General features: G+C 57.9%; 20 protein-coding genes, 2 tRNA genes and 1 pseudogene. 15 read left to right on the top strand and 8 right to left on the bottom strand.

Features of this window, described 5'->3' with window-relative positions:
• Positions 1 to 629: 629 nt before the first annotated feature.
• The 4 genes and pseudogenes from Q363_RS38895 to Q363_RS23510 all read right to left on the bottom strand — a co-directional run bounded on the left by Q363_RS38895 (position 630) and on the right by Q363_RS23510 (position 3,472).
• Complete coding sequence (locus tag Q363_RS38895; RefSeq protein ID WP_169747100.1) at positions 630 to 1,196, bottom strand: methyltransferase; 567 nt, start codon at positions 1,194 to 1,196, stop codon at positions 630 to 632.
• Between the two features lie 109 nt (positions 1,197 to 1,305).
• Positions 1,306 to 2,208 (bottom strand): annotated as a pseudogene (locus Q363_RS46690) (radical SAM protein); the annotation flags it as partial.
• 351 nt (positions 2,209 to 2,559) lie between these two features.
• Entirely contained in the window at positions 2,560 to 3,084 is a 525-nt protein-coding gene (locus tag Q363_RS36655; protein WP_051979207.1) for an ImmA/IrrE family metallo-endopeptidase, read from the bottom strand.
• Positions 3,059 to 3,472: a helix-turn-helix transcriptional regulator gene (locus Q363_RS23510; protein ID WP_035355550.1), complete on the bottom strand. Its 414-nt coding sequence runs from the start codon at positions 3,470 to 3,472 to the stop codon at positions 3,059 to 3,061. The genes Q363_RS36655 and Q363_RS23510 overlap by 26 nt, the downstream gene beginning before the upstream one ends.
• 339 nt (positions 3,473 to 3,811) lie before the next feature.
• Between Q363_RS23510 and Q363_RS23505 the strand changes: the two genes are divergently transcribed.
• From Q363_RS23505 to Q363_RS36650, 7 genes are all read left to right on the top strand, one after another.
• Entirely contained in the window at positions 3,812 to 4,801 is a 990-nt protein-coding gene (locus Q363_RS23505; RefSeq protein ID WP_084080684.1) for a LysR substrate-binding domain-containing protein, read from the top strand.
• A gap of 187 nt (positions 4,802 to 4,988) precedes the next feature.
• The gene (locus Q363_RS42215; RefSeq protein ID WP_035355547.1) at positions 4,989 to 5,309 is read left to right on the top strand and encodes a TrbC/VirB2 family protein; all 321 of its coding nucleotides are present in this window, start codon (positions 4,989 to 4,991) and stop codon (positions 5,307 to 5,309) included.
• 361 nt (positions 5,310 to 5,670) lie between these two features.
• A complete protein-coding gene (locus tag Q363_RS23490) occupies positions 5,671 to 6,327 on the top strand; it encodes a hypothetical protein (protein WP_035355541.1) in 657 nt (218 codons plus the stop codon).
• 114 nt (positions 6,328 to 6,441) lie between these two features.
• Positions 6,442 to 7,020: a hypothetical protein gene (locus Q363_RS23485; protein WP_035355538.1), complete on the top strand. Its 579-nt coding sequence runs from the start codon at positions 6,442 to 6,444 to the stop codon at positions 7,018 to 7,020.
• Positions 7,007 to 8,176, top strand: coding sequence for a VirB4 family type IV secretion system protein (locus tag Q363_RS23480; RefSeq protein WP_035355535.1), 1,170 nt, complete (start codon positions 7,007 to 7,009; stop codon positions 8,174 to 8,176). Before Q363_RS23485 ends, Q363_RS23480 begins: the two co-directional genes overlap by 14 nt.
• Positions 8,173 to 8,937, top strand: coding sequence for a TrbG/VirB9 family P-type conjugative transfer protein (locus tag Q363_RS23475; RefSeq protein ID WP_035355532.1), 765 nt, complete (start codon positions 8,173 to 8,175; stop codon positions 8,935 to 8,937). Before Q363_RS23480 ends, Q363_RS23475 begins: the two co-directional genes overlap by 4 nt.
• A 135-nt stretch (positions 8,938 to 9,072) precedes the next feature.
• Positions 9,073 to 10,338, top strand: coding sequence for a tyrosine-type recombinase/integrase (locus Q363_RS36650; RefSeq protein WP_051979206.1), 1,266 nt, complete (start codon positions 9,073 to 9,075; stop codon positions 10,336 to 10,338).
• A gap of 79 nt (positions 10,339 to 10,417) precedes the next feature.
• Here the strand turns inward: Q363_RS36650 and Q363_RS23465 are convergent.
• Positions 10,418 to 10,494: transfer RNA gene (locus Q363_RS23465), tRNA-Asp, on the bottom strand.
• 163 nt (positions 10,495 to 10,657) lie between these two features.
• The gene (locus Q363_RS23460; RefSeq protein WP_051979205.1) at positions 10,658 to 12,118 is read right to left on the bottom strand and encodes an MBL fold metallo-hydrolase RNA specificity domain-containing protein; all 1,461 of its coding nucleotides are present in this window, start codon (positions 12,116 to 12,118) and stop codon (positions 10,658 to 10,660) included.
• Between the two features lie 179 nt (positions 12,119 to 12,297).
• On the opposite strand from Q363_RS23460, the gene Q363_RS23455 reads away from it, so the two are divergent.
• From Q363_RS23455 to bshA, 4 genes are all read left to right on the top strand, one after another.
• Positions 12,298 to 12,374: transfer RNA gene (locus tag Q363_RS23455), tRNA-Val, on the top strand.
• 143 nt (positions 12,375 to 12,517) lie between these two features.
• Complete coding sequence (opgC, locus tag Q363_RS23450; protein WP_051979204.1) at positions 12,518 to 13,708, top strand: OpgC domain-containing protein; 1,191 nt, start codon at positions 12,518 to 12,520, stop codon at positions 13,706 to 13,708.
• 51 nt (positions 13,709 to 13,759) lie between these two features.
• Positions 13,760 to 14,650, top strand: coding sequence for a ChbG/HpnK family deacetylase (locus Q363_RS23445; protein ID WP_035355529.1), 891 nt, complete (start codon positions 13,760 to 13,762; stop codon positions 14,648 to 14,650).
• 8 nt (positions 14,651 to 14,658) lie between these two features.
• Positions 14,659 to 15,813 (top strand): N-acetyl-alpha-D-glucosaminyl L-malate synthase BshA, encoded by a 1,155-nt coding sequence (gene bshA, locus Q363_RS23440; protein WP_035355527.1) that lies wholly within the window; start codon positions 14,659 to 14,661, stop codon positions 15,811 to 15,813.
• A gap of 91 nt (positions 15,814 to 15,904) precedes the next feature.
• On the opposite strand, the gene Q363_RS23435 is transcribed toward bshA, so the two are convergent.
• A complete protein-coding gene (locus Q363_RS23435) occupies positions 15,905 to 17,308 on the bottom strand; it encodes a sensor histidine kinase (RefSeq protein ID WP_035355524.1) in 1,404 nt (467 codons plus the stop codon).
• Between the two features lie 67 nt (positions 17,309 to 17,375).
• On the opposite strand from Q363_RS23435, the gene Q363_RS44585 reads away from it, so the two are divergent.
• From Q363_RS44585 to Q363_RS23425, 3 genes are all read left to right on the top strand, one after another.
• Positions 17,376 to 17,909: a GIY-YIG nuclease family protein gene (locus Q363_RS44585; protein WP_245632418.1), complete on the top strand. Its 534-nt coding sequence runs from the start codon at positions 17,376 to 17,378 to the stop codon at positions 17,907 to 17,909.
• A gap of 10 nt (positions 17,910 to 17,919) precedes the next feature.
• Positions 17,920 to 18,558 carry a GTP cyclohydrolase II gene (gene ribA, locus Q363_RS23430; protein WP_035355522.1) on the top strand — a complete coding sequence of 213 codons (639 nt, stop codon included), beginning with the start codon at positions 17,920 to 17,922 and terminating at the stop codon, positions 18,556 to 18,558.
• Positions 18,559 to 18,681: 123 nt separating this feature from the next.
• Positions 18,682 to 18,984, top strand: a complete 303-nt coding sequence (locus Q363_RS23425) for a hypothetical protein (protein ID WP_157467426.1) — start codon at positions 18,682 to 18,684, stop codon at positions 18,982 to 18,984.
• Positions 18,985 to 19,088: 104 nt separating this feature from the next.
• Here Q363_RS23425 and tnpA read toward each other — a convergent pair whose 3' ends face one another.
• Positions 19,089 to 19,520 (bottom strand): IS200/IS605 family transposase, encoded by a 432-nt coding sequence (tnpA, locus tag Q363_RS23420; protein ID WP_035355518.1) that lies wholly within the window; start codon positions 19,518 to 19,520, stop codon positions 19,089 to 19,091.
• A 261-nt stretch (positions 19,521 to 19,781) separates the two neighbouring features.
• Here tnpA and Q363_RS41015 point away from each other — a divergent pair, with 261 nt between their 5' ends.
• Positions 19,782 to 20,039, top strand: a complete 258-nt coding sequence (locus tag Q363_RS41015) for a hypothetical protein (protein ID WP_157467424.1) — start codon at positions 19,782 to 19,784, stop codon at positions 20,037 to 20,039.
• Positions 20,040 to 20,242: the final 203 nt, after the last annotated feature.

Here is a 20,242-nt window from a genome sequence, read left to right as displayed (position 1 = left end):
ATGCTCATCCTCCCATGTTGAATTCAACGTGGCTCGGCCCGGTCGGCGAAGACTTACACAATCTCTCCATCGGGGTCGGGCCTTTTATCCTTTTCAGGAAAAACGCTGCCACCATCTACACAATCGCCAATACCGGAGCCATGCTCAGATCTCGGGCAGGAACGCTCCAGGGACAATACGGCCTTAGCTGCCGAGCCAGGTTGTGTCGCAGATTCTAACTGAGCCCAGTGCGTTCCACGGTTATCGCGGTCTCGCTGAGAGTTTCAGGTTCATACAACCACCCCGAAGGGGTGGCCGTTGCTCAGATAGGACCATGGTTGGCCCACTAAAGCCAACGCGTTTGCTTGCGCAGCTTCCAGAACCGAAGGCGTCGAACCGACCACGGCGTCATGAAACCCTCGAGTACAAACCGCCAACTGCTTGGTCTGTCCGGAACACGCGGCGAGCCCACGGCCTCTCCAGAACTGAGATTGGGCTGGATGCAAGCCACAACATCCCCTCTCCTCTCGGAGAGGGAGGGGGAGAATTTTTTCTTGACATCCCCTCTGATAGGGCTCATTGAGACTCGGTCTCCAAGCAGCCAGGAGATCGCCTCGTCGGTGTTACTTCGTCAACTCATGGGCGCGAACTCAGTCTCGTACGACGAACAAGGCTACCTTGTTGTGTCGTCGGACTTCCACATTCTGGAACTGCCTTCTCAACATCCTTTGCAGGTCGTCGAGTGTGTCGCCCAGGTTATGCATGATGCCCTTGTCGTTATAGACCTTAAGAAGCCTTCGCCCTATTGGATTATGGCCGGCTTCATCGCCCAGAATGGTGACGCCATAGAGAACGCCAGTCTTCGACAGATAGCGTTTTAGATTAGCAATCGCTGTCTCTTTATCGTCCATCGTGCCAGGAAGGCAATGCAAGACATGGAACAATGAGATGGAGTCGTACCCGGTGTCCGCCGGTTCTGAGGAAGGCTGCATCAGGTCTCGCCTGAAGGTGCGAACTTTAGCTTGCTTCACTTGAGCTGCCGCAGCTCGGAGGCAATTTTCATTGAGATCGAGCAGGCCAACCTGATGCGAACTCGTCAGGCCGGCACGGGAGATGAAAAACCCAGTTCCTACTCCAACATCGAGGTGTTTCAGCCCCAGATATTTTTTGTAAAAAGGCAGAAGGACGGCTTTGGTTGGACACTGCTCGTCCGGCAAACATAATCGGCTGGAAGAGGACGCCAAAGACTTTCTCACTATTCTCGGCGGCGAACTGAACAATGCTTCCGACCGCGTCATTGTTCACGGTGTTGATGACCGTGACTTGCAGCGTGACACGCATTCCCGCCGCGCTTATATTGTCGATAGCCTTCAGCTTTACATCCAAGTAGTTGCTTACACCTCGATGAGCGTTCTTTTCTTCGGTCATGCCATCAATCTGAAGAAATACGCCGTGTAAACCGGCCGCACGTGCGGCTTCTGCGAAGGCCGGACTTTCCGCGAACCTGATCCCGTTGGTCGCAACATGTAAGCGGTTAAGGCCAATGCTCTGTGCATAGCTGACGGCCGGCAGAAAATGAGGGGACAAAGTGGGCTCTCCGCCAGAGAAGAGAATGTTGAACTCCCGCTTCGGTTCTACCGAGGCAGCTTGGTCGAGAAGGGACTTAATCTCTTCCAATGAGAGCTCGTAAACATGTCCGAGCTGATTGGCGTCCATAAAGCACGGATTGCACTTCATGTTGCATCGCGTCGTTAAGTCCACTAGAACATACGAACCGCGGCCATACCGGACGCTATGAATGCCATGCGCAGCGACCTCCGCTCGTTCGAAGTCACAGCCGGGATACAGGCTCTCCATTTTCCAAAAGAATCGGGAATCTGTAGCAAGCGTGTCTTCGAACGGACCATGCCGATCACACGATTTGCGGAGGAGAACCCTTCCGGCCTCCTCGACAATCTCCGCATCGATTTTTGCCAGAGACTCTGTCAGACTGTCTGCACTCTGTGTCCCTCGAAGGACGCCGTCTCGGGCTTCAAGCAAACATTTTGGACAAACTGACTGGGTCACCCTCGCGCCAAGCGGAGGTGACGCGCGTTCTCTCTTCTTTTTGAGTGGGGTTTGAGACCAGACTGGAGTGGGAAGTTGGCCCTCTGGAAGGGAACGATTGATCAATCGCGTGACATTCCACGCAATGCCAGCTATTTTTGAGGAGGCATGAAGGATGCTCATCGGGGGATTCCTCGTTGTTGAAATGGTCTTGGCTCTATCTCACCTCTTGCTGATTACGCGATCCTGAATGGTCCGCAACTGCGGATTCTCTAGCGGGGTTAGGTTGAAACACACCAATCACATTCGAGATTCAGCTCTCGAACGCGGCTCTCGCGAGGCATAGCGACGCGATGCCTATCACTTTAGCACTGGTCGCCCCGCAAATGCGAGTCTGTCTGATCGATTGATCTCAGTTGTTGAAAACGGGCAGGTCAGTCTTCAAGTGTGCCCCGGAGTTCTCCAAAAGATGGTTCAGGCCGCTTCCTCGGCATGCTTTGTTACTTTGTAGTCGGCGTCGAGAAAACTCCAATCCTAACGAAGCATTCTTAGATTGACTAGCCTGTTGGACATCGCCGCCGTGCTCACGTGGAATCGCTTCGCTAGGAGGCTAATCGCCTCCTCATCATCCAAATTTAGATCATGCTTTTGTATCTCTTGCTGAACGAGGCCTCTGGGCATCAGTAATGCCGCGCCAAGTTGGTTGGCTTCCACCTCGTCGCGATCGACTCCCGTAGACGAGTTTTCATCACGACGGAAGGTCACGTGACGATCAATGAATAACTGCGGCTTTTGACTCTTCTTTGCGTGTAGCAGATAGTGTGCTATCTCATGGGAGATGGTGAACCGCTGTCGAACGCGCGCATGCGCCGAGTTGTATCCGATTGCGCCACGTTCGCCCTTCACGATGAGCATGCCGGATACGTTCTCCCCAAGAGCGGCAGCCTCCATCGTTAGTTTCAGGCGCTGAGCCACAATATCGATGGCGATCGGCACTCGGTAGGTACCCGTGTCACGAAGCGTCTTCTCAGCTCTAGTTTCGAGGTTTTCTCTGTTCATTCGGTTTCCTGCCGGTACGCGGTGTCTCAATCGTCGCTTTCAGTTTGCTAACAAACCCTGTCAAAACCTTGATGGCACCGGGATCTCCATTGGCCGCTTCTTCGATCTGTTTAATCATCTCTTTATCGAGCCGGACCTGGTTCGCCGGCGGAAGCAATTCTTCACGGCTGGGAATCAGCAAAGTCAAGTCGGTTCCCAGTAAATCGGCAATCTGCCACAGCAAGTGCAGCGGGGCACGCTGACGACCAGCTTCGATGTTGACGATGGACGCTCTGCTGATCCCCAGCCGTTTAGCAAGGGAATCCTGACTCAGCCTCTCGCCACAGCGCTCTCTCGCCTGACGCATCTTTCGTCCCAATTCACGATAAAGGTCGTCGAAATCCGCCATTACACGGAAACTACAGCTACAAGGTGCTACAGGTCAACCAGCGTAAACACGCTTGCCACACAAACATACTTGTGTAGCGTACCACTTGACATTCGTCATTGATTCCGATAAGCATAATATTCGTCCGGGGTGCCAACCGACCATTGAGGCCTGCATGCCGCACGAGGCGCCGTTCTTTTGGTCTGACGTCATCCAGCACGTCCCCTGAGCACTCGCTCAGAATGGCAAGGTAATCCATGGCATTTCGCGAGGTACGCGAGCTGCCATAAAGGATCGACTAAACACGTTCGTTGCGCTCCCCAAAGGCAGCGCGGCAAGGCCTTTTTACGGTAGAGGGCAATGTGGGCGACGAGGTTATCCCTGTCGCCAAATGCAAACTATTCCACCATATGTGGTGAACCCATGAATGCTACTCCCCCACTCCGAAAATTGCAGTACGTCTTGGCCGTCGCACGCGAGCTGCACTTCCGCAAGGCGGCGGAACGCCTCCATGTTGAGCAATCGTCAATTAGTCGGCAGATTCGAGAAGTTGAGGAGGAACTGGGCTTCGAAATCTTCCGCCGGGATAATCACCTCGTAGCTCTCACTGACCCAGGACGAGCGTTCATCCTGGCGGTGGATGACATCATGACCAGGCTCGACGCCGACTTCAAACGCGCCAGGGATGTCAGTCGACTTATTGCCCGGCGCAATGCCGCATCGTTCTTGATTGGCTACTCGGCCTTTGTGCCCCCAACGCTCCGGCATGAAATTCGATTAATTCAAAGGCAAAGGTTTCCGTCGGTTCGCTTGCAGTTCCGCCTGACCACCGCCTCGGAAGTAACCGATTCCATCAGTAGTGGCGTATTTCAAGCGGCTGTGACGTTTGCGCCTCTCGAACGAAATCACCTACAAGAGATCCCGTTGCGATCCGAACCCCTGCACGCCGTGACAATTCGTGGGCAGTCGGTAAGCGGAAGCGGTGCGATCAACTTTGCGGACCTGAGAACGCGTCCACTGATCGTCACCTGCTCTGACCGCACGCACTCGGCCTTGTATCAATGGCTGCTCGAACAGTGCGCCAACGCGGGCTTCAGGCCAAACATCGTGGAAGAAGCAGCTTCCACGCAAGAAGTTTTCGACCTGGTTCAAGACGGAGTGGGAACCGCGATACTGCCGCGTGGAATTTGTGACGGAATGCCTCCGACGCTTCAATGCTTGCCAATCGCAGGAATTGATGCGTTGCGGCTGGTGTTCATCTACCGGCGCGGAGGCTCCCAAACGGCACAAAGGATCGTAAGCGAGATCGCGAATTCACTTCGCCATGCCTGTCTCGAAAAGGCAGGCTGATTTTTTTTGCATGCCTACAGTTGCGGTCTGCGGTCCTTCGTATCTGAAAGCTCCGAGCGATGCCGCAGTGATGGCTAGAAAGCATCAAGTCAGCCCAAAAAGGTCTTGGACAGCAGAGAGATTTGGCGCCACTCTCTTGGGCATGACCTGCTCACAACGGGTCGAGTCTACGAAACCGGAGGTACATATGAATCTCTCGCCCGCATGGCGGAGGCACGTTCGAGTCTTACCAGTCTCGGAGACGGCCTTTCTGCTTTTTTTGCTCATGCCGGTCGCCGCGCATGCGCAAGCAGGGGGCGGCTCACCCTTTGACACGGGCTTCACCGCCATGCAGAACCTGTTTACCGGAACGGTTGCCAAGGTCGCCAGCCTCATTGCCATTGTCGTTGGCGGATACCAGTTTGCACACGGCGAACCCGGCGCGAAGAAGGCTTTGGCCGGCGTTGCCGCAGGTACTGGAATAGCCGTTCTCGCAACGAACGTTCTGACCTGGCTCTGGGGCATCTGAAGATCTGCTGTTCCCTGAGTCATAACCGCAACCATCAACCATCTCCAAATGTGAGGGGCAACAATGCAGACACACACCAATAGCCGGCGCAGAAACCGGGCCTACAAGAGCCGGCACAAGCCCCTCACTTACCTTGGGGTGGAGCGAACGCTGTTCTTCTTTGTCTGTGTTGGGGCAGTTGGTGCTTCAATCTCTTTAACAGTCTCCTCGCGGGCGTTGCCGTATTCGTAGGTGGGTTTGCCTTCGGAAGCTGGGTCACCAACACCGATCCCGCGTTTCTCCGCATTCTCGCAAAGTCCGAGAAATACAAAGCGCGCTACGACGCCGCAAAACACCGTCTCCCGCGCGTGGAGGTGCATTAATGCTTCGCCTCGACAAAATCATCAAGCCTTGGAAGGACGCGGCCTCGCTTAATGACAACGTCAACCTGTATGGCTTTTGGAATGAAACCGCATTTCTGACCAAGAGCGGCGACATAGGCATGATTCTGTCCGTCCCGGGGATTGATTACGAGAGCCTCGATTCCACTAGCCAGGAGTATGCGGTGAAGCGCCTCGAAGCCGCCCTCAAGTCATTCGGTCCAGGCTTCTGCGTGTATCAATACCTCTTCAAATCGAATCGGCCTGAGATTCCTTTCGAAATATACGACGACCCTGTTGTCCAGACGGAGGTCGACCACCGGCGCGAGTTCTTTGCTTCAAAGCGCGATCACCTGTATCAAGTAGAAGTTTTCTATTGTGTTCTGCTCCACGGTGCGCGGTCAAAGACGGGCATTGTTGCAGGACTCGGCACGCTAATCAATGATCCCGCGGGTGTAGTGGAAGAATTGAGGGCTCAGTTCTCAAGCAGTGGCATGAAGACTTTACTGCGTGCACAGATCGAACATGACGTTGCGTCGCTCGAACAGAGAGTCCAGGCGTTTATCCGTCAGCTAGGCGACTTCATGCAGATCGAACTCCTCAATCATGGAGGTCAGCTTCGGTTTTTCCGCCGACTGCTCAACTATGACGATTGGTGAATTGCCGGTGCACCGAAGAGCACACAATTTCTCGATCACCAGGCGGTCAATTCGGACATCGAAGCCGAACGCGATCATCTGCGGGTCGGCGACCATTTCGTCCGCGTGTTGACGATGAAAGAGGTCATCGGGGAGACCCGGCCTCTGGTGTTCGATTCGCTGCTCAAGATTCCGGGTAACTTTTGTGTTGTCACGGAGTGGACGCCCCTTCCGGGCGACAAGGCTCGAAAAGAAGTGAACAAGCGGCGTCGGCACTTCAACATCTCGAAGACTGGCTTCATTTCTCAATTGGGCAACGACCCGATCAAAACCAATCCGCGTGATGTGCTGGTCGATGAGTCGAAGCAGGCCGACATCGAAAATCTTGGCGATTGTCTGCGGGCTCTCGGCGACGGCCAATCGCTCGGCGAGTTCTCCCTGACCATCGTCGTCCATAGTCGCGACAGCCGCGAATTGGAACGGCTAATCGGCGAATTCACAGGAGTATTCACGAATGCGGACGGCGCACTCTTCGTCGAAACGTACAACCAACTGAACGCATACTTCGCCACGGTGCCCGGAAACCATGTCTTCAATCTCCGCCGGCTCCTCCTCCTGAATTCAAATTACGCGGATCTTTCGTTCCTGTTTCACGATACTGCCTGGAGACAAGCGGAACCTGCATCTGGGAACAGAGTATTTGGCAGTCCTTGAAACGGACAATCACACGCCCTACTTCCTCAATCTCCATAACGGAGAGGTCGCGCACACTTTGATTCTAGGCATGACGGGCAGCGGCAAATCTTATCTCTGCTGTTTTCTGCTCCAGAATGCCCAGAAGTATCGGCCCCTCACTTTCATTTTCGACATCGGCGGCAGCTTCCACTCGCTTACGACGATCTTTGGGGGCTCGTACTTGAACGTTGGTCGCGAGTCGCGTGACTTCAGCATCAATCCGTTCTCCCTTCCACCGACGGAGGAGAACCTGCAATTCCTGTTTGCCTTCGTTCGCACACTGGTTGAGGGAAACGAGCAGCGCTACCGGCTGGACTTCAAGGAAGAGCGGAAGCTCTGGGATGCAATTGAGCGGGTGTACGTGTTGGAACCTGAACAGCGCACGCTCTCGAACTTCTCCAATATCGTTGGCGAGCTCAAGGACCGGCTGCATCGCTGGACGCGCCAAGGACAATACGGATTCCTCTTCGACAACGCGGAGGACACCTTGTCGTTCAGCCAGTTTCAGACCTTCAACTTCGCGGGCTGGGGCGACGACCCTGAAGTCCTGGAGCCGCTCTTGTTCTACGTCCTCCATAGAGCAAGTAACGAGATTATCGACAGTGCGAGGCTCGGAACATTCAAAGCGTTTCTGCTCGACGAAGCTTGGCTGTTCATCCGGAACGAGACGATTCGCAAGTATGTAGTGCAGGCCCAGAAGACCTGGCGCAAGCACAATGCCGCGATGATCCTCGCCACTCAATCCCTCAAAGAACTTGAGGAGTCGGGAATGCTTCAGATTGTCTCTGAAAGCTGTCCGACCAAAATCTTTCTCGCGAACCCTGAAATGAATCGGGATCTGTATCGCGAAGCATTTCACCTGAATGACACAGAGCTTGATCTGATCGCGGGTTTGGTTCCACCGGGTCAGATGCTCATCCGCAAGTCACAGTCTTCAAAGAAAGTTCATCTGAACGTCGATTCGGTCTCGCACTGGATGGCAGTGAACAGCGCCCGTGAGAACCTCACCAAGCGCGAATACTTCGCAAACTTTGGCATCGCCGAGGGTTTGCGCCGACTCGCCAAAGACCATCCCTTCCGGCCCCTCACATTGGCCGGTTCCATTTCCCCCAACCGCCAAGGAGTCGCATTATGAATCGTTCATCCTTCCTCGTGACTGGACTCGCACTCATCGTCGCCTCGTCTGCTGCTGTGGCACAGGACGCTTCGGCGCGCACCGTCCAATATCACTCGCAGGACATCGTGCCCATTCACGCCAAGCTCAAATACACAACGCTGATTGAAGTTCCGCCCTCAGAGAAGATCATGGAGGCGGCCACAGGCGACAAAGAGTTCTGGGTGGTCGATGTAGTGGGCAATTTCTGTTTTGTCCACCCAGCCAAGGCCGGCATCAGCTCCAATCTGAATCTGATCACGGATAAGGGCAACATCTACAGCTTTACATTGCAGGATGTCTCGGATAGCTCGGCTGTGCCCGATCTCAAGGTTTTGGTTGTTCCGGCGGACCACTCTTCGATCGTCGCCTCATCCGGACCTCCACAGTTTGTGCCAGCCGCGCAGCTTGAGCAATCGCGGGAGCAGCTCGCCGCGATGCAGGCACATGTCACGCAGGCGGTGGATGAATACAAGAGCGAATATCCGTTGGCCCTCAGGTTCGATTACACGTTTCATCCGAACGAATTGCCATTCGACATTCAATCCATTTATCACGATGACAAGTTCACTTACATCAAGACCAGCGCGCCTGAAAAGTTCAGCGTGTACGAAATGAAAGACGGCAAACCGAACCTCGTGAACTATGACCTTCGCGAGGGAACCCACATCATTCCCAAGGTCATGGACTCGGGCTATATGGAACTCGGCAGCAAGCGCATGGAATTCAAGCGGAAGGGGTAGAGAGATGGCTGAGCAGACAGTCAATTCCGAATTCAAGGTCCCGCCCGAGCAGGAATTGCGCCGACACGAGGCGGAACCCAAGGGTGTCATCAGGAAGAACCTCAAGGTCCTCCCCTCTTTCTCGGCGTATCTGGATTGGTTGCGCTTGCAGCGATCTTCAGCGCCTCCGGCAAGAAGGCCCCTTCGCAATTGTCGGCAGCGCAGCATGAGCCGCCCCAGCCGGCCATTCAGGACAGTACGGACAACAATGTCCAGGATCTCAAGAACCAGCTTGCGGCCGAACGGCAAAAGGAAGCACAGGCGGCTGCGGCTTCAGCGCCGCAAATGCCGGAGACCGCGTTGCCGAATGGCACGCTGGCGCAACAGACAACAGCCGCGGCCTATGGGCCGACCGGACAGCCGGCGTTATGCACGCCTGGCCAACCTTGCACGCAACAACAGAACGCTTATGTGCAGCAGCTTTCTCCGCAACAGCAACAAACGGAGCAGCTCGCAGCCAAGGAACGAGAACTTGCTTACAATGCGCGCTTCGCATCCAATCTTGTCTACGCACGCTCGACGGATGGGCAGGCCGCCTCACCTTCCGATTCGATTGCCCACGCCAATTCGGGCGCATTGCCAGCCACGAATCAGGCGGCGTCCGGCCAGCCGGCGAGCAACCTGGCTTCAGCTAGTCAGACCTCACAGCAGAAGAGCAATCCGACCGACCAGCCTTCTGCCAAGCGAAACTCCGAGGTCAATATCGACTCAGCTGAAGGCCAGCCGTACGTAGTTGATGAAGGGTTGACTATGGATACGATTCTCATGAATCGACTCGACGGCGACGCGGTGGGTCCGGTCAAAGTCCTCGTTTCGAGCCCTGTGTACTCGCACGACCGGCAGCATGTGCTCATCCCGGACGGAACCATCGTGCTGGGCGAGGCACGTAAGATCGGTTCCGGAGGATTCGGCCAGCAGCGCCGTTCTGTGCCCATGGACAGCTACATGGCAGAGGATCTTCTCCGCTGGCGTCGTCAGAGTATTTACGCATCGGATGACGATTACGTCTTCGCCAGCGAGACGATGAGGGGAAAGCAGCCCTATTGGCCGGACAATCTCATGAAGCGTCATATCAGGCCAGTTGCGAAGGCAAATGGCATTCACAAGAAGATCGGCTGGCATACTTTCCGTCACTCCTTCGGCACCTTGCTGAAGGCGAATGGAGAAGACGTCAAGACGGTTCAGGAGCTCTTACGACACGCGAACAGCAGAATAACGCTCGATGTTTACACGCAGGCGGTGAACTCGAACAAGCGAGCCGCACAGAGCAAGGTTGTAAAGATGATTGTCTCCAGCGAAGGCACTAAAGTTGCTGGTCTGGGCACAACTGATTCAACAAAACAGGCTCAAAATGCGGGTTGAGAAGCTTATTGTGCCCGTATTGTGCCCAGATTTCGTTGTCACTGTAGGTCCATACGTCCCATAAGTCTTTTGGAATGTATGGCGGGGACGACGGGGCTCGAACCCGCGACCTCTGCCGTGACAGGGCAGCGCTCTAACCAACTGAGCTACGTCCCCTAAGACGTATCTGGCTACCCCCCGTAGCCATGTCACAGTTCCATCGGCGACCTTCGAATATCTCTCGATCCCTCTGGATTTGCCAAGTCAAGTCCATCCACAACACACCATTCGGACTCACTCGGCAACATGATTGAGTGTATCAGATATCCCCGCATCCGTCCTAACTCACCGCAAATCGATCTCCGCGTTTTGGACAGACAACCGCCAGCCCATAACGCTTCTCAATCTCCTCCTTCAGCGCCAGCTGAGCCAGCGGCTCCCCATGCACCAAATAGACCTTCTTTAGTCCCTTCACCGCAGGTTCCATCCACGCCAGCAGTTCGTTCTGATCCGCATGCCCACTCAGCTCACCGATCGAATCCACCTCCGCCCTCAACCGCATCGGCTCGCCGAAGATGTTCACCTCCGGCAGCCTGTCCACCAGCTTGCGCCCCAATGTATTCGCCGCCTGGTAGCCCGTAATCAGAATCAGGTTGCGCGGGTCTTCGATCCCGTTCTTCAGATGATGCAGAATCCTTCCCGCCTCGCACATCCCCGAGGCCGCCATCACGATCGAAGGCACATGCAGATCGTTCAGCGCCTTGCTCTCCTGCACCGTCCGCGTGTACATCAGCTGCTCCCAGCCAAACGGATCGTCTCCCTGGTGATAAAACTCGCAAGCCTCCCTGTCCCAGTCCTCGGTATGTTTGCGAAAGACCTCCGTCACGCTGGTGGCCAGCGGGCTGTCCACAAAGATCGGCAGCTCCGGAATCAGCTTCTCATCCGTCAGCTGATGCAGCAGCATCACCAGCTGCTGCGTGCGTTCCACGGCAAACGCCGGTACGATGATGCGCCCTCCGCGCGCTGCCACGCGCTTCACCAGCCTCGACAGCTTCTGCCTCACCGGCCCAATCGGCTGATGCAGGCGATTGCCGTAGGTGCTCTCCATAATCAGATAATCGGCCGCAGGCGCAGCATCCGGGTTCTGAATAATCGGCAGGTTCTTCCTCCCCACGTCGCCGGAGAACAGCAGTCGCGTCGTCTGCCCGTTCTCCACCGCCTCCACCAGCACGCAAGCCGAACCCAGCATATGCCCCGCGTTCGTCAGCGAGACACTGAATCCCGCGTCCTTCGTCGAACCCTCCAGCAGCTGCGGCTCATGCAGCTTCACCGGCTTGAACTGCCGAAGCACCTGCGCCGCATCCTCCTGCGTGTAGAGAGGCTCAACCGGCTCCGCCCCCGGCGGCGCGCCAATTATCTTCCGCCGCCCGCGCCGGCGATTCATAAACTCTGCATCACCTTCCTGGATATGCGCGCTGTCCTTCAGCATCGGATCGCACAGGTCGATGGTCGACGGCGTCGTATAAATCGGGCCGCGATATCCCTGCCGAATCAGCCACGGCAGATTTCCGCTGTGGTCGATGTGCGCGTGCGACAGCACCACTGAGCTCAGCCCCGCCCCGTTCTGATCGCCCAGCTGCGTCGGCTCCATCGCCAGATGCGTGTTGATCTCCTGCGCCTCCTGCCGCCTGCCCTGAAACAGCCCGCAGTCCAGCAGAATATTCCGCCCTGCGCACTCCAGATGATGAGACGAACCCGTCACCGTCTGCGCTGCCCCCCAGAAATGCAACCGAATCCCCATCTCCCGTCCTTTCGTGACCGATCAGCAGCAAGCACACACAAAGGTTGAAGATATCCGCCCCAATCCTCTTTGACAAATAACCTCGGTGATTCGCACGCCGCACGCGCATTGCCGCCCCGCGCATTGCATCCCACACATGCGTCCCGTACACTGAAATTCAGCGCCACTGCAGTTCGAGTGGGCGGATAGCTCAGTTGGTTAGAGCGCCTGCCTTACAAGCAGGATGTCGGGGGTTCGAGTCCCTCTCTGCCCACCATTCACCTTCCCAAAGCGGAACGAGACCCAAACAAATTCATTGTCTCTTCAGAGATTTCTTCTCGTTCTGCTCTCTCAACTTCCACACCACGGCACCGCAACCTAAGGCTCAGTCAGACGTCTTAATAGGTAGGAGCCTCCCCGGTGGCGATCGCACTTGCGCAAAGGCCAACCTCCGTTCTTCGCCTCGGCGGCTCCAGGCGGCGGCCAGAACTGGACGCCCTGCGCGGACTCTTCCTAATATGGATGACGCTGACGCATCTTCCAACGCACCTCAGCGACTACTTCAATCAGCCTCTTGGCTTCGTCTCGTCTGCGGAAGGATTCGTATGTCTCTCCGCGCTCCTCATCGCACATCTTTACTTCCGTCAGGCGGCGGAAAACCCGGAGCAGATGCGCGAAAACCTGTGGAAGCGCAGCCTCCGCATCTACGGCTACCACGTTCTCATGCTGGCGTTCGCCTTCACCATCGCAGCCGCAATCGCCGCCCACACGCACCGCCCTGCGCTGATCAATCTGCTGAACTTCTACCTTACTCATCCCGTCACGGCCGTTGCAGGTTCGCTTCTGCTGATCTATTGCCCTCCCCTGCTCGACATTTTGCCGATGTACGTGACTTTCATGCTGATCACACCTCCCATACTGGTTCTGGCCGTGAACAAGGGGTGGAAGTGGATTTTGACCATAAGCGGCTTCATCTGGCTGCTGGCGCAGTTTGGTCTGCGAAGCTGGGTGCATACGCTCGTCGTCGGAGTGACAGGGCTTCATATTCCGCTGCAGGAGACCGGGGCCTTCAATCTCTTCGCCTGGCAGCTCATCTGGATTCTCAGCCTGTGGATCGGAGCCTCCTCTGCACAGGGTGATCTTCCGTTTCGCAGACTTCCTCGCCTTGCTTATCTTTTTAGCGCTGCAACCTGCCTGTTCTTTATAGGCGTACGATACGGTTGGCTGGGCAACCGCCTGACCCAGCAGAACCTGGGAGTGTTCCTCGACAAATGGCAGGTCGGCCCGCTCAGGCTGCTCAACCTTGTGGCCTTCGCTTGCGTGACCTACTGGTTGCGAAAGATCGTCTCTCGCTTGGTGCAGGTGGAACCATTCCTCACGTTAGGCAAGGCCTCGCTCGAGGTCTTCTGTGCGCATGTCTTCTTTGTCTTCTCTGGTCTCGCTCTCCTGTACGGACAAGTTGATCAGCTTCACGGGTACCACGCCGTAATCCTCGTCATCTTCACCTTCACGGGAATGCTTCTCGTCGCTCTCCGCGAAGCCAATCGTAAACGCCAGCAGAGATCGCGGCCCGTCGCCCCTCAACCCAACGATGCCCCAAGCACCGGGTAAGCAATCACCTGCTAAAGTAGTGCAGGCAGCGACCGAACGAATCAATATTTCATGGCACCCCGCCTCATCATCAACGCGGACGACTTCGGCCTCACCCCCGGCATCAATCGCTCCATCATCGAGCTCCATCAAGCCGGCGTCCTCACCTCCGCCACCCTCATGGCCACCGGCCCTGCCTTCGACCACGCCGTCGCACTCGCCCACGCCAATCCCACCCTCGGCATCGGCTGTCACCTCGTCTTCACCGACGGCACACCCGCCTCTCCCCCCGAACGCATCCCCACCCTCATCGGCCCCGACCGCAAGACCTTCCGCCCCTCCCTCGTCTCCTTCCTTCGCGCACTCCTCATCGGTCAGATCCGCGAAGAAGACATCGTCCGTGAAGCCCACGCGCAGATCGCTCGCCTCGTGCAGGCCGGCATCTCCATCACCCACGTCGACACGCACAAGCACACGCATCTCTTCCCTGCCATCGCCGGCCCGTTGCTCAAAGCCCTAGAAGGCTCTCGCATCGCCGCTATCCGCAATCCCTTCGAGCCCGCATTCACCCAGCAGCTCGCCCACGCCGGCCTCAAGCGCCGCCTCCAGATCAGCCTCCTCAACCGCCTGCGATCCTCCTTCGACCGCCAGCCGCAGATCCGCAACCACCAGGTCCTCACCACGCAAGGCACCGTAGGCGTCTCCGCCACCGGCAACCTCAACCCCACCACCCTCACCCAGATCCTCAACGCGCTTCCCAGCGACGGCGCCTTCGAACTTGTCTGCCATCCCGGCTACAACGACCGCGACCTCGACCGCATCGCCACACGCCTCCGCGCCCACCGTGAGATCGAGATGCAGGCCCTCCTCTCCTCCATCCCCGCTCGCCTCGCGCAACCAAACGCTCCGCAGCTCATCCATTACGGCAGCCTTCAACATACCCACGCGCCCGCAACGCTGTAGGAGCCACCATGAAGATCGGCATCACCTGCTACCCCACCTACGGCGGCTCCGGAGTCGTCGCCACCGAGCTCGGCATCGAGCTCGCCTCCCGCGGCCATCAGATCCACTTCATCACCTCGTCCCAGCCCTTCCGACTCACCGGACGCGAGGCCAACATCCACTTCCACGAGGTCTCCGTCGCCACCTATCCCCTCTTCGAGTACCCGCCCTACGACCTCGCACTCGCCACCCGCATGGCCGAGGTCGCCGACTTCTACTCGCTCGATCTCCTCCACGTCCACTACGCCATCCCGCACTCCGTCTCCGCCCTACTCGCCAGCCAGATGCTCGAGACCCACTCGCTCCTCGCGCGCCGTCGCCGCCTCCCCTTCATCACGACCCTCCACGGCACCGACATCACCCTCATCGGCCTCGACCCCTCTTACCTCCCCATCACCCGCTTTGCCATCGAGCGCTCGCACGGCGTCACCGCCATCTCCCAGCACCTCGCCGAGCGCACCCGCGAGGCCTTCGGCGTCACCGGAGAAATCGAGGTCATCCGCAACTTCGTCAACTGCGACCTCTACGTCCGCAAGCCCGAGCTCGTCGCCCAGATGCGCCCGCAGTTCGCCACGCCCGACGAAGCCCTCCTCGTCCATCTCTCCAACTTCCGACCCGTCAAGCGTGTCACCGACGTCATCGAGGTCTTCGCCCGCGTTGCCCGCGCTCTCCCCGCACGCCTCATGCTCATCGGCGACGGCCCCGACCGCAGCGCCGCCGAGCACCTCGCCCTCCGCCATAACGTCCAGGACCGCATCCACTTCCTCGGCAAGCAGGACAACGTCAACGAGCTCCTCCCCCTCGCCGACCTCATGATCATGCCCAGCCAGATGGAGTCCTTCGGCCTCGCCGCCCTCGAAGCGATGGCCTCCAGCGTCCCCGCCATCGCCACCCGCGTCGGCGGAGTCCCCGAACTTATCGACGATCAGATCAACGGACTCCTCTTCCCCATTGGCGACGTCGAAGCGATGGCCACCGCCGCCATCGCCATCCTCAACGATCGCCCACGCCTCGAAGCCATGGCCCTGTCCGCCCGCCGCACGGCCCAAGACCGCTTCTGCGCCTCAAGCATCATCCCCCTCTACGAGGACTACTACAGCCGCGTCCTCGACCGCATGGATTAGCCTTACCACCTTTACTCGTCATTCTGAGCAAAGCGAAGAACCCCCACATTTTGCTTGGAGCGCCACGAAGTCATCAGATCAGCAACACACCCTACCCACCCGTCCGAGTCACCCGTCGCATCACATCCCCCATCACATCCGTCGCCGCCTCCAGAACCTGCCGTCCACTCTGCGACCACGCCGCCGCTCCCGCCTCCAGCACCGGCATCCGCAGCGTCACCTTCGTCCCCCTCCCCGGACGGCTGTTCACCTCCACGCTCGCCAGACTGCCATACTGCACCTCCAGCCGCTCGCGAACGTTCCGCATTCCAATCCCGCTCCCCGAGGCCGCCGCCACCCCCGCGACGTTCCGCTCCGTCGACATCCCCACCCCGTCATCCTCCACCTCAATCGTCAGCATCCCATCCGCGATCCTGCTCCGCAGCGTTACCGTCCCTCCGCTGATCCGCGGCTCCAACCCATGCTTGATGCTGTTCTCAATCAGCGGCTGCAGCAGCATCCCCGGAACAACCGCATGCAGCGTCTCCGAAGCAATCTCCTTCACCACCTTCAGCTTCTCGCCAAACCGAACCACCTCGATGTCCAGATAGTCATCCGTAAACGCCAGCTCCTCGCTCAGTGGAACAAACGCCTCACGATCCTTCAGCAGCACCCGCAGAATGTTCGCGAGCTTCACAATCATCTCCCGCGCCAGCTCCGGCTGCGATCGCACCAGCGACGTAATCGAGTTCAGCGTATTGAACAGGAAGTGCGGATTGATCTGCCGCCGCAACGCATCCAGCCTCGCCTCCAACAACAGCCTTCCCTGCTCCTCCAGCTTCCGCTCCACACGCACCGAGTTCCATATCTTCAGCGGAATCCCCACCACAATCGGAGCATTCGCGCAGATCAGCAGCTCCACCCACCACTCTTCCGAGTGCAGAGCAAAGTATCGCCGCGGATAGAACCGCGATAGCATGCTCGCGCAAAGCTGCATCCCCGCAATCAGCACCAGCAGCAGTACCTGCCGGTCCAGATGCGGCCGCCGGATATTGCGCGTCACCCAGTGATAAATGCTCAAATCAATCATCGGCGAGAACGACCACACATCCTCCCGATCCGCAAATCGCCCAAAGGCCCCCGCCACCGCCGCAACCATCAGATTCACCGGCAGCGCCCAGTACTCGTGATGCAGCAGCGCCGGAAACGCCAGCGCCGCCCCTGCGCCCATCGCCGCGAGAGGCCCCACCAGGACCCCCAACAGCACCGTCGTTTCAAACGAAAGGTCCGCCGCAAGAAAGTTAGGAACCTTCACCCGAACCAGCACGCCCAGCACCAGCGGAGCGCAGATCATCGCCACCAGACCCACCGTCTGCCGCAGCGTACGCCTCGGCCCCAGCAGCAGATCCTTGAACGTCTTCGACCGCGCCAGCGAACTCGACACCGCCGCCGCCACTCCCAGCTTCACCAGCAGCGTAATCAGAATCAGCGATTGCGAGATATGCACCACACCCATACTTTACGCCCTCGAAGAAAGGCCCCACACTCCTCAAACCACCTCAATCACCACACCTCTCTCAGGAATGCACCCCGACCAGGCCTACGTCTACATCCTCGCCAACACCTTCCATCACCTCTACACAGGCGTAACCACCCGCCTCCAGCAGCGTGTCCACGAACACAAAACCTCTCTCCACCGAAAAGCTTTCACCACACGCGACAAAATCAACAAGCTCGTTTACTACGAGTCCATCGAAAGCATTTCGCAAGCCATAGCCCGCGAAACCGAGATCAAGGGTGGCTCCGCGTCAAGAAAATCCAACTCATCGTTGCAACCAACCCAACCTGGCGCGACCTCAGCCTGGATTGGAATCAACCAATCGAACCCTTCGACGAATCGAAGCTTCAACCACCCACCACCTTTTAGACGACCCGCTCCTCCTTCGGCCCGTCATTCCTCCAACTCGTCATTCATCTGGCTCGTCATTCTGAGCGAAGCGAAGAACCCCCGCATTTTGCCTTTGCTTTTGCTTTTGCTTTTGCCGTTGCCGTTGCCCTTGCCCGAATCGTCCCCACCCCCACCCGAATCCAATCTCCGTGACCACCAAAACGTATAATCAAAAAGAGATGCCCTTCGCCGCCGTCAACAAGGTAGCCGACGCCGACTTCCCCACCCGCTGGGGACACTTCCGCATCCTCGGTTTCGAGGGCATCATCGACAACCCCGAAAGCTGCAACGGCGCCACCCCCGCGCACGAGAAGCGCATCGAAGAGGCCGTCGCCCTCGTCATGGGCGACATCCACTCCGCGCCCCCTATCGTCCGGATCCACTCCCAGTGCCTCACTGGAGACGTCTTCCACTCCCTCCGTTGCGACTGCCGCCAGCAGCTCGAACTAGCCCTCGCCGCCATCACCGAGGCCGGCTCCGGAATCCTCCTCTACGAGCAGCAGGAGGGCCGCGGCATCGGCCTCATGGCCAAGCTCCGCGCCTACGAGCTCCAGGACCAGGGACGCGACACCATCGAGGCTAACCTCGAACTCGGTTACAAAGCCGACTGCCGCGAGTTCGAACTCCCCGCCGAGATCCTCAAACAACTAGGCGTCCACGCCGTCCGCCTCATCACCAACAACCCCGCCAAGGTCGAGGCCCTCGAGCTCGCCGGAATCACCGTCGCCGAACGCATCTCCGCCCTCGTCCCCACCGAACCCACCAACGAGCGCTACCTCCAGACCAAACGCGAAAAGATGGGACACCTCGTCACCTAGCCCCCTCCCCCAGCCTGCCTCGCCACCCTGGCGCGTCCCTCTCAATAGCTCGTCCCTAGTCTGCCCCTACCCATACCCCAGCGTCGTCATTCTGAGCGAAGCGAAGAATCCCTGTAGTTGTCGTTGCCGTCGTCTGCCGTTGCCGTCGTCTGCCGTTGCCGTTGTCTGCCGTCGTCGTTGCTGTTGCCGTTGTCGTTGCTGTTGCTGCCGTACTCGCGCACCCCAAACCTTGTCATCCTGAGCGAAGCCCAAAGGGCGAAGTCGAAGGACCTGCATTTCACCTTTGCCGTTGCGGTTGCTGTTGTCCGTTACCATACCTTTGCCTTTGCTCTTGCCTTTGCCGTTGCCTTTGCTGCTGTCCGTTACCGTGCCTTTGCCGTTGCCTTTGCGATTGCTTTTGCCGTCGCCGTTGCTTTTCCGGAGTAAGCATCCCCCGGCAGTGGGGCTTTCTTATGTGAACCGCTCGAAGCGGCTTGAGCGGGGTCGCTAACGCGGCCCCGGTTGGATTGAGCCACCTTGACGGTGGCGGATCATTTCCATAGGTTCATCTGGTCGATCCGTTGATCTTCCTGCTCCTGGTTGCGAATGTACTCCCGAATCGTCGCCTCATCCCGGCCTACCGTCGACACAAAGTACCCTCGCGCCCAAAAGCTTTGCCCAGCGTAGTTCTGTTTCCGTTCTCCATACACGCGTGCCAGATGGATCGCACTCTTGCCCTTGATGAAGCCAACGACCTGCGACACCGCATACTTCGGCGGTATCGAGGTCATCATGTGAACATGGTCGGCGAGCAAATGTCCTTCTTCTATCCGGCACTCCTTCTGCTCTGCCAGCTTCCGAAACACTTCGCCCAAATGCTTGCGAAGGCTCCCGTACAACACCTTACGGCGGCACTTCGGTATAAATACAACGTGGTACTTGCACTCCCACTTCGAGCGGTTTAAACTCTCGAATTCGTCCATCCAGTCTCTCCTTGAAGTGTGCTTGGCGGCTCACCTCTCGGAGTCTCTGGATGGATTCCAGAAAATGTCAAACTTCTACTGCCTCCCCGGCAGTGGGGTACCAGACGAAGGTCTGGACAATCAGGTAAGGAACAGAGGTCATTAGCGTGGGGCTTCAAAGCCCCACGAAAAAAGCCCGCGGCAAAGCGGCGAACCGCTCTGCCGAAGGCCAGTGAAGCCCGAAGGGCGAAACGACCCACATCCCGGCGAGCAAAACCTTGATTGCATAACGACGTCGGCTCCGGCCATGGGCAGCGGTTAAGCTTTTTGGCAGGTAAAGGCCAGGGCTCCCGCGTGGAGGAAGGAGCCAACGTCATGCTTATGATAGGTTGCGATTTTCATCCCGGGCTAGAGGAGTTGGCGTTGCTGGACACGGAGACGGGGCAGCGGCGGCAGCAGCGTCTCAGCCACGCATTCGGTCTTGAGCCGGTGCGGCAGTTCTATGCCGGCCTGCCGCGTCCGGCGCGGGTCGGCCTGTAGGCCAGCGGCTACAGCCGGTGGTATGAGGAGATGCTGGAAGATCTGGGCATCGAGCTGTGGGTTGGCGATCCGGCGCGGATCCGCAAGGCGGCGCCGCGCAAGCAGAAGACGGACCGCAACGATGCCCGTCTGCTGCTGGAGTTACTGGAGGAGAACCGGTTTCCGCGGATCTCCACCCCAGCAAGCGAAAGACGCGCTTGCCG

Origin of the sequence: Edaphobacter aggregans DSM 19364 (assembly GCF_000745965.1) — a bacterium.
GTDB lineage: Bacteria > Acidobacteriota > Terriglobia > Terriglobales > Acidobacteriaceae > Edaphobacter > Edaphobacter aggregans.
This window is presented reverse-complemented; position numbering and strand designations above follow the sequence as displayed.

Bases quoted from the DNA above. Each gene is read 5' to 3' on its own strand.
- Q363_RS36655 (WP_051979207.1), bottom strand. From the start codon at position 3,084: ATGAACAGAGAAAACCTCGAAACTAGAGCTGAGAAGACGCTTCGTGAC.
- Q363_RS23510 (WP_035355550.1), bottom strand. From the start codon at position 3,472: ATGGCGGATTTCGACGACCTTTATCGTGAATTGGGACGAAAGATGCGT.
- Q363_RS23505 (WP_084080684.1), top strand. From the start codon at position 3,812: ATGTGGGCGACGAGGTTATCCCTGTCGCCAAATGCAAACTATTCCACC.
- Q363_RS42215 (WP_035355547.1), top strand. From the start codon at position 4,989: ATGAATCTCTCGCCCGCATGGCGGAGGCACGTTCGAGTCTTACCAGTC.
- Q363_RS23490 (WP_035355541.1), top strand. From the start codon at position 5,671: ATGCTTCGCCTCGACAAAATCATCAAGCCTTGGAAGGACGCGGCCTCG.
- Q363_RS23485 (WP_035355538.1), top strand. From the start codon at position 6,442: ATGAAAGAGGTCATCGGGGAGACCCGGCCTCTGGTGTTCGATTCGCTG.
- Q363_RS23475 (WP_035355532.1), top strand. From the start codon at position 8,173: ATGAATCGTTCATCCTTCCTCGTGACTGGACTCGCACTCATCGTCGCC.
- Q363_RS23460 (WP_051979205.1), bottom strand. From the start codon at position 12,118: ATGGGGATTCGGTTGCATTTCTGGGGGGCAGCGCAGACGGTGACGGGT.
- Q363_RS23445 (WP_035355529.1), top strand. From the start codon at position 13,760: ATGGCACCCCGCCTCATCATCAACGCGGACGACTTCGGCCTCACCCCC.
- bshA (WP_035355527.1), top strand. From the start codon at position 14,659: ATGAAGATCGGCATCACCTGCTACCCCACCTACGGCGGCTCCGGAGTC.
- Q363_RS23435 (WP_035355524.1), bottom strand. From the start codon at position 17,308: ATGGGTGTGGTGCATATCTCGCAATCGCTGATTCTGATTACGCTGCTG.
- Q363_RS44585 (WP_245632418.1), top strand. From the start codon at position 17,376: ATGCACCCCGACCAGGCCTACGTCTACATCCTCGCCAACACCTTCCAT.
- ribA (WP_035355522.1), top strand. From the start codon at position 17,920: ATGCCCTTCGCCGCCGTCAACAAGGTAGCCGACGCCGACTTCCCCACC.
- tnpA (WP_035355518.1), bottom strand. From the start codon at position 19,520: ATGGACGAATTCGAGAGTTTAAACCGCTCGAAGTGGGAGTGCAAGTAC.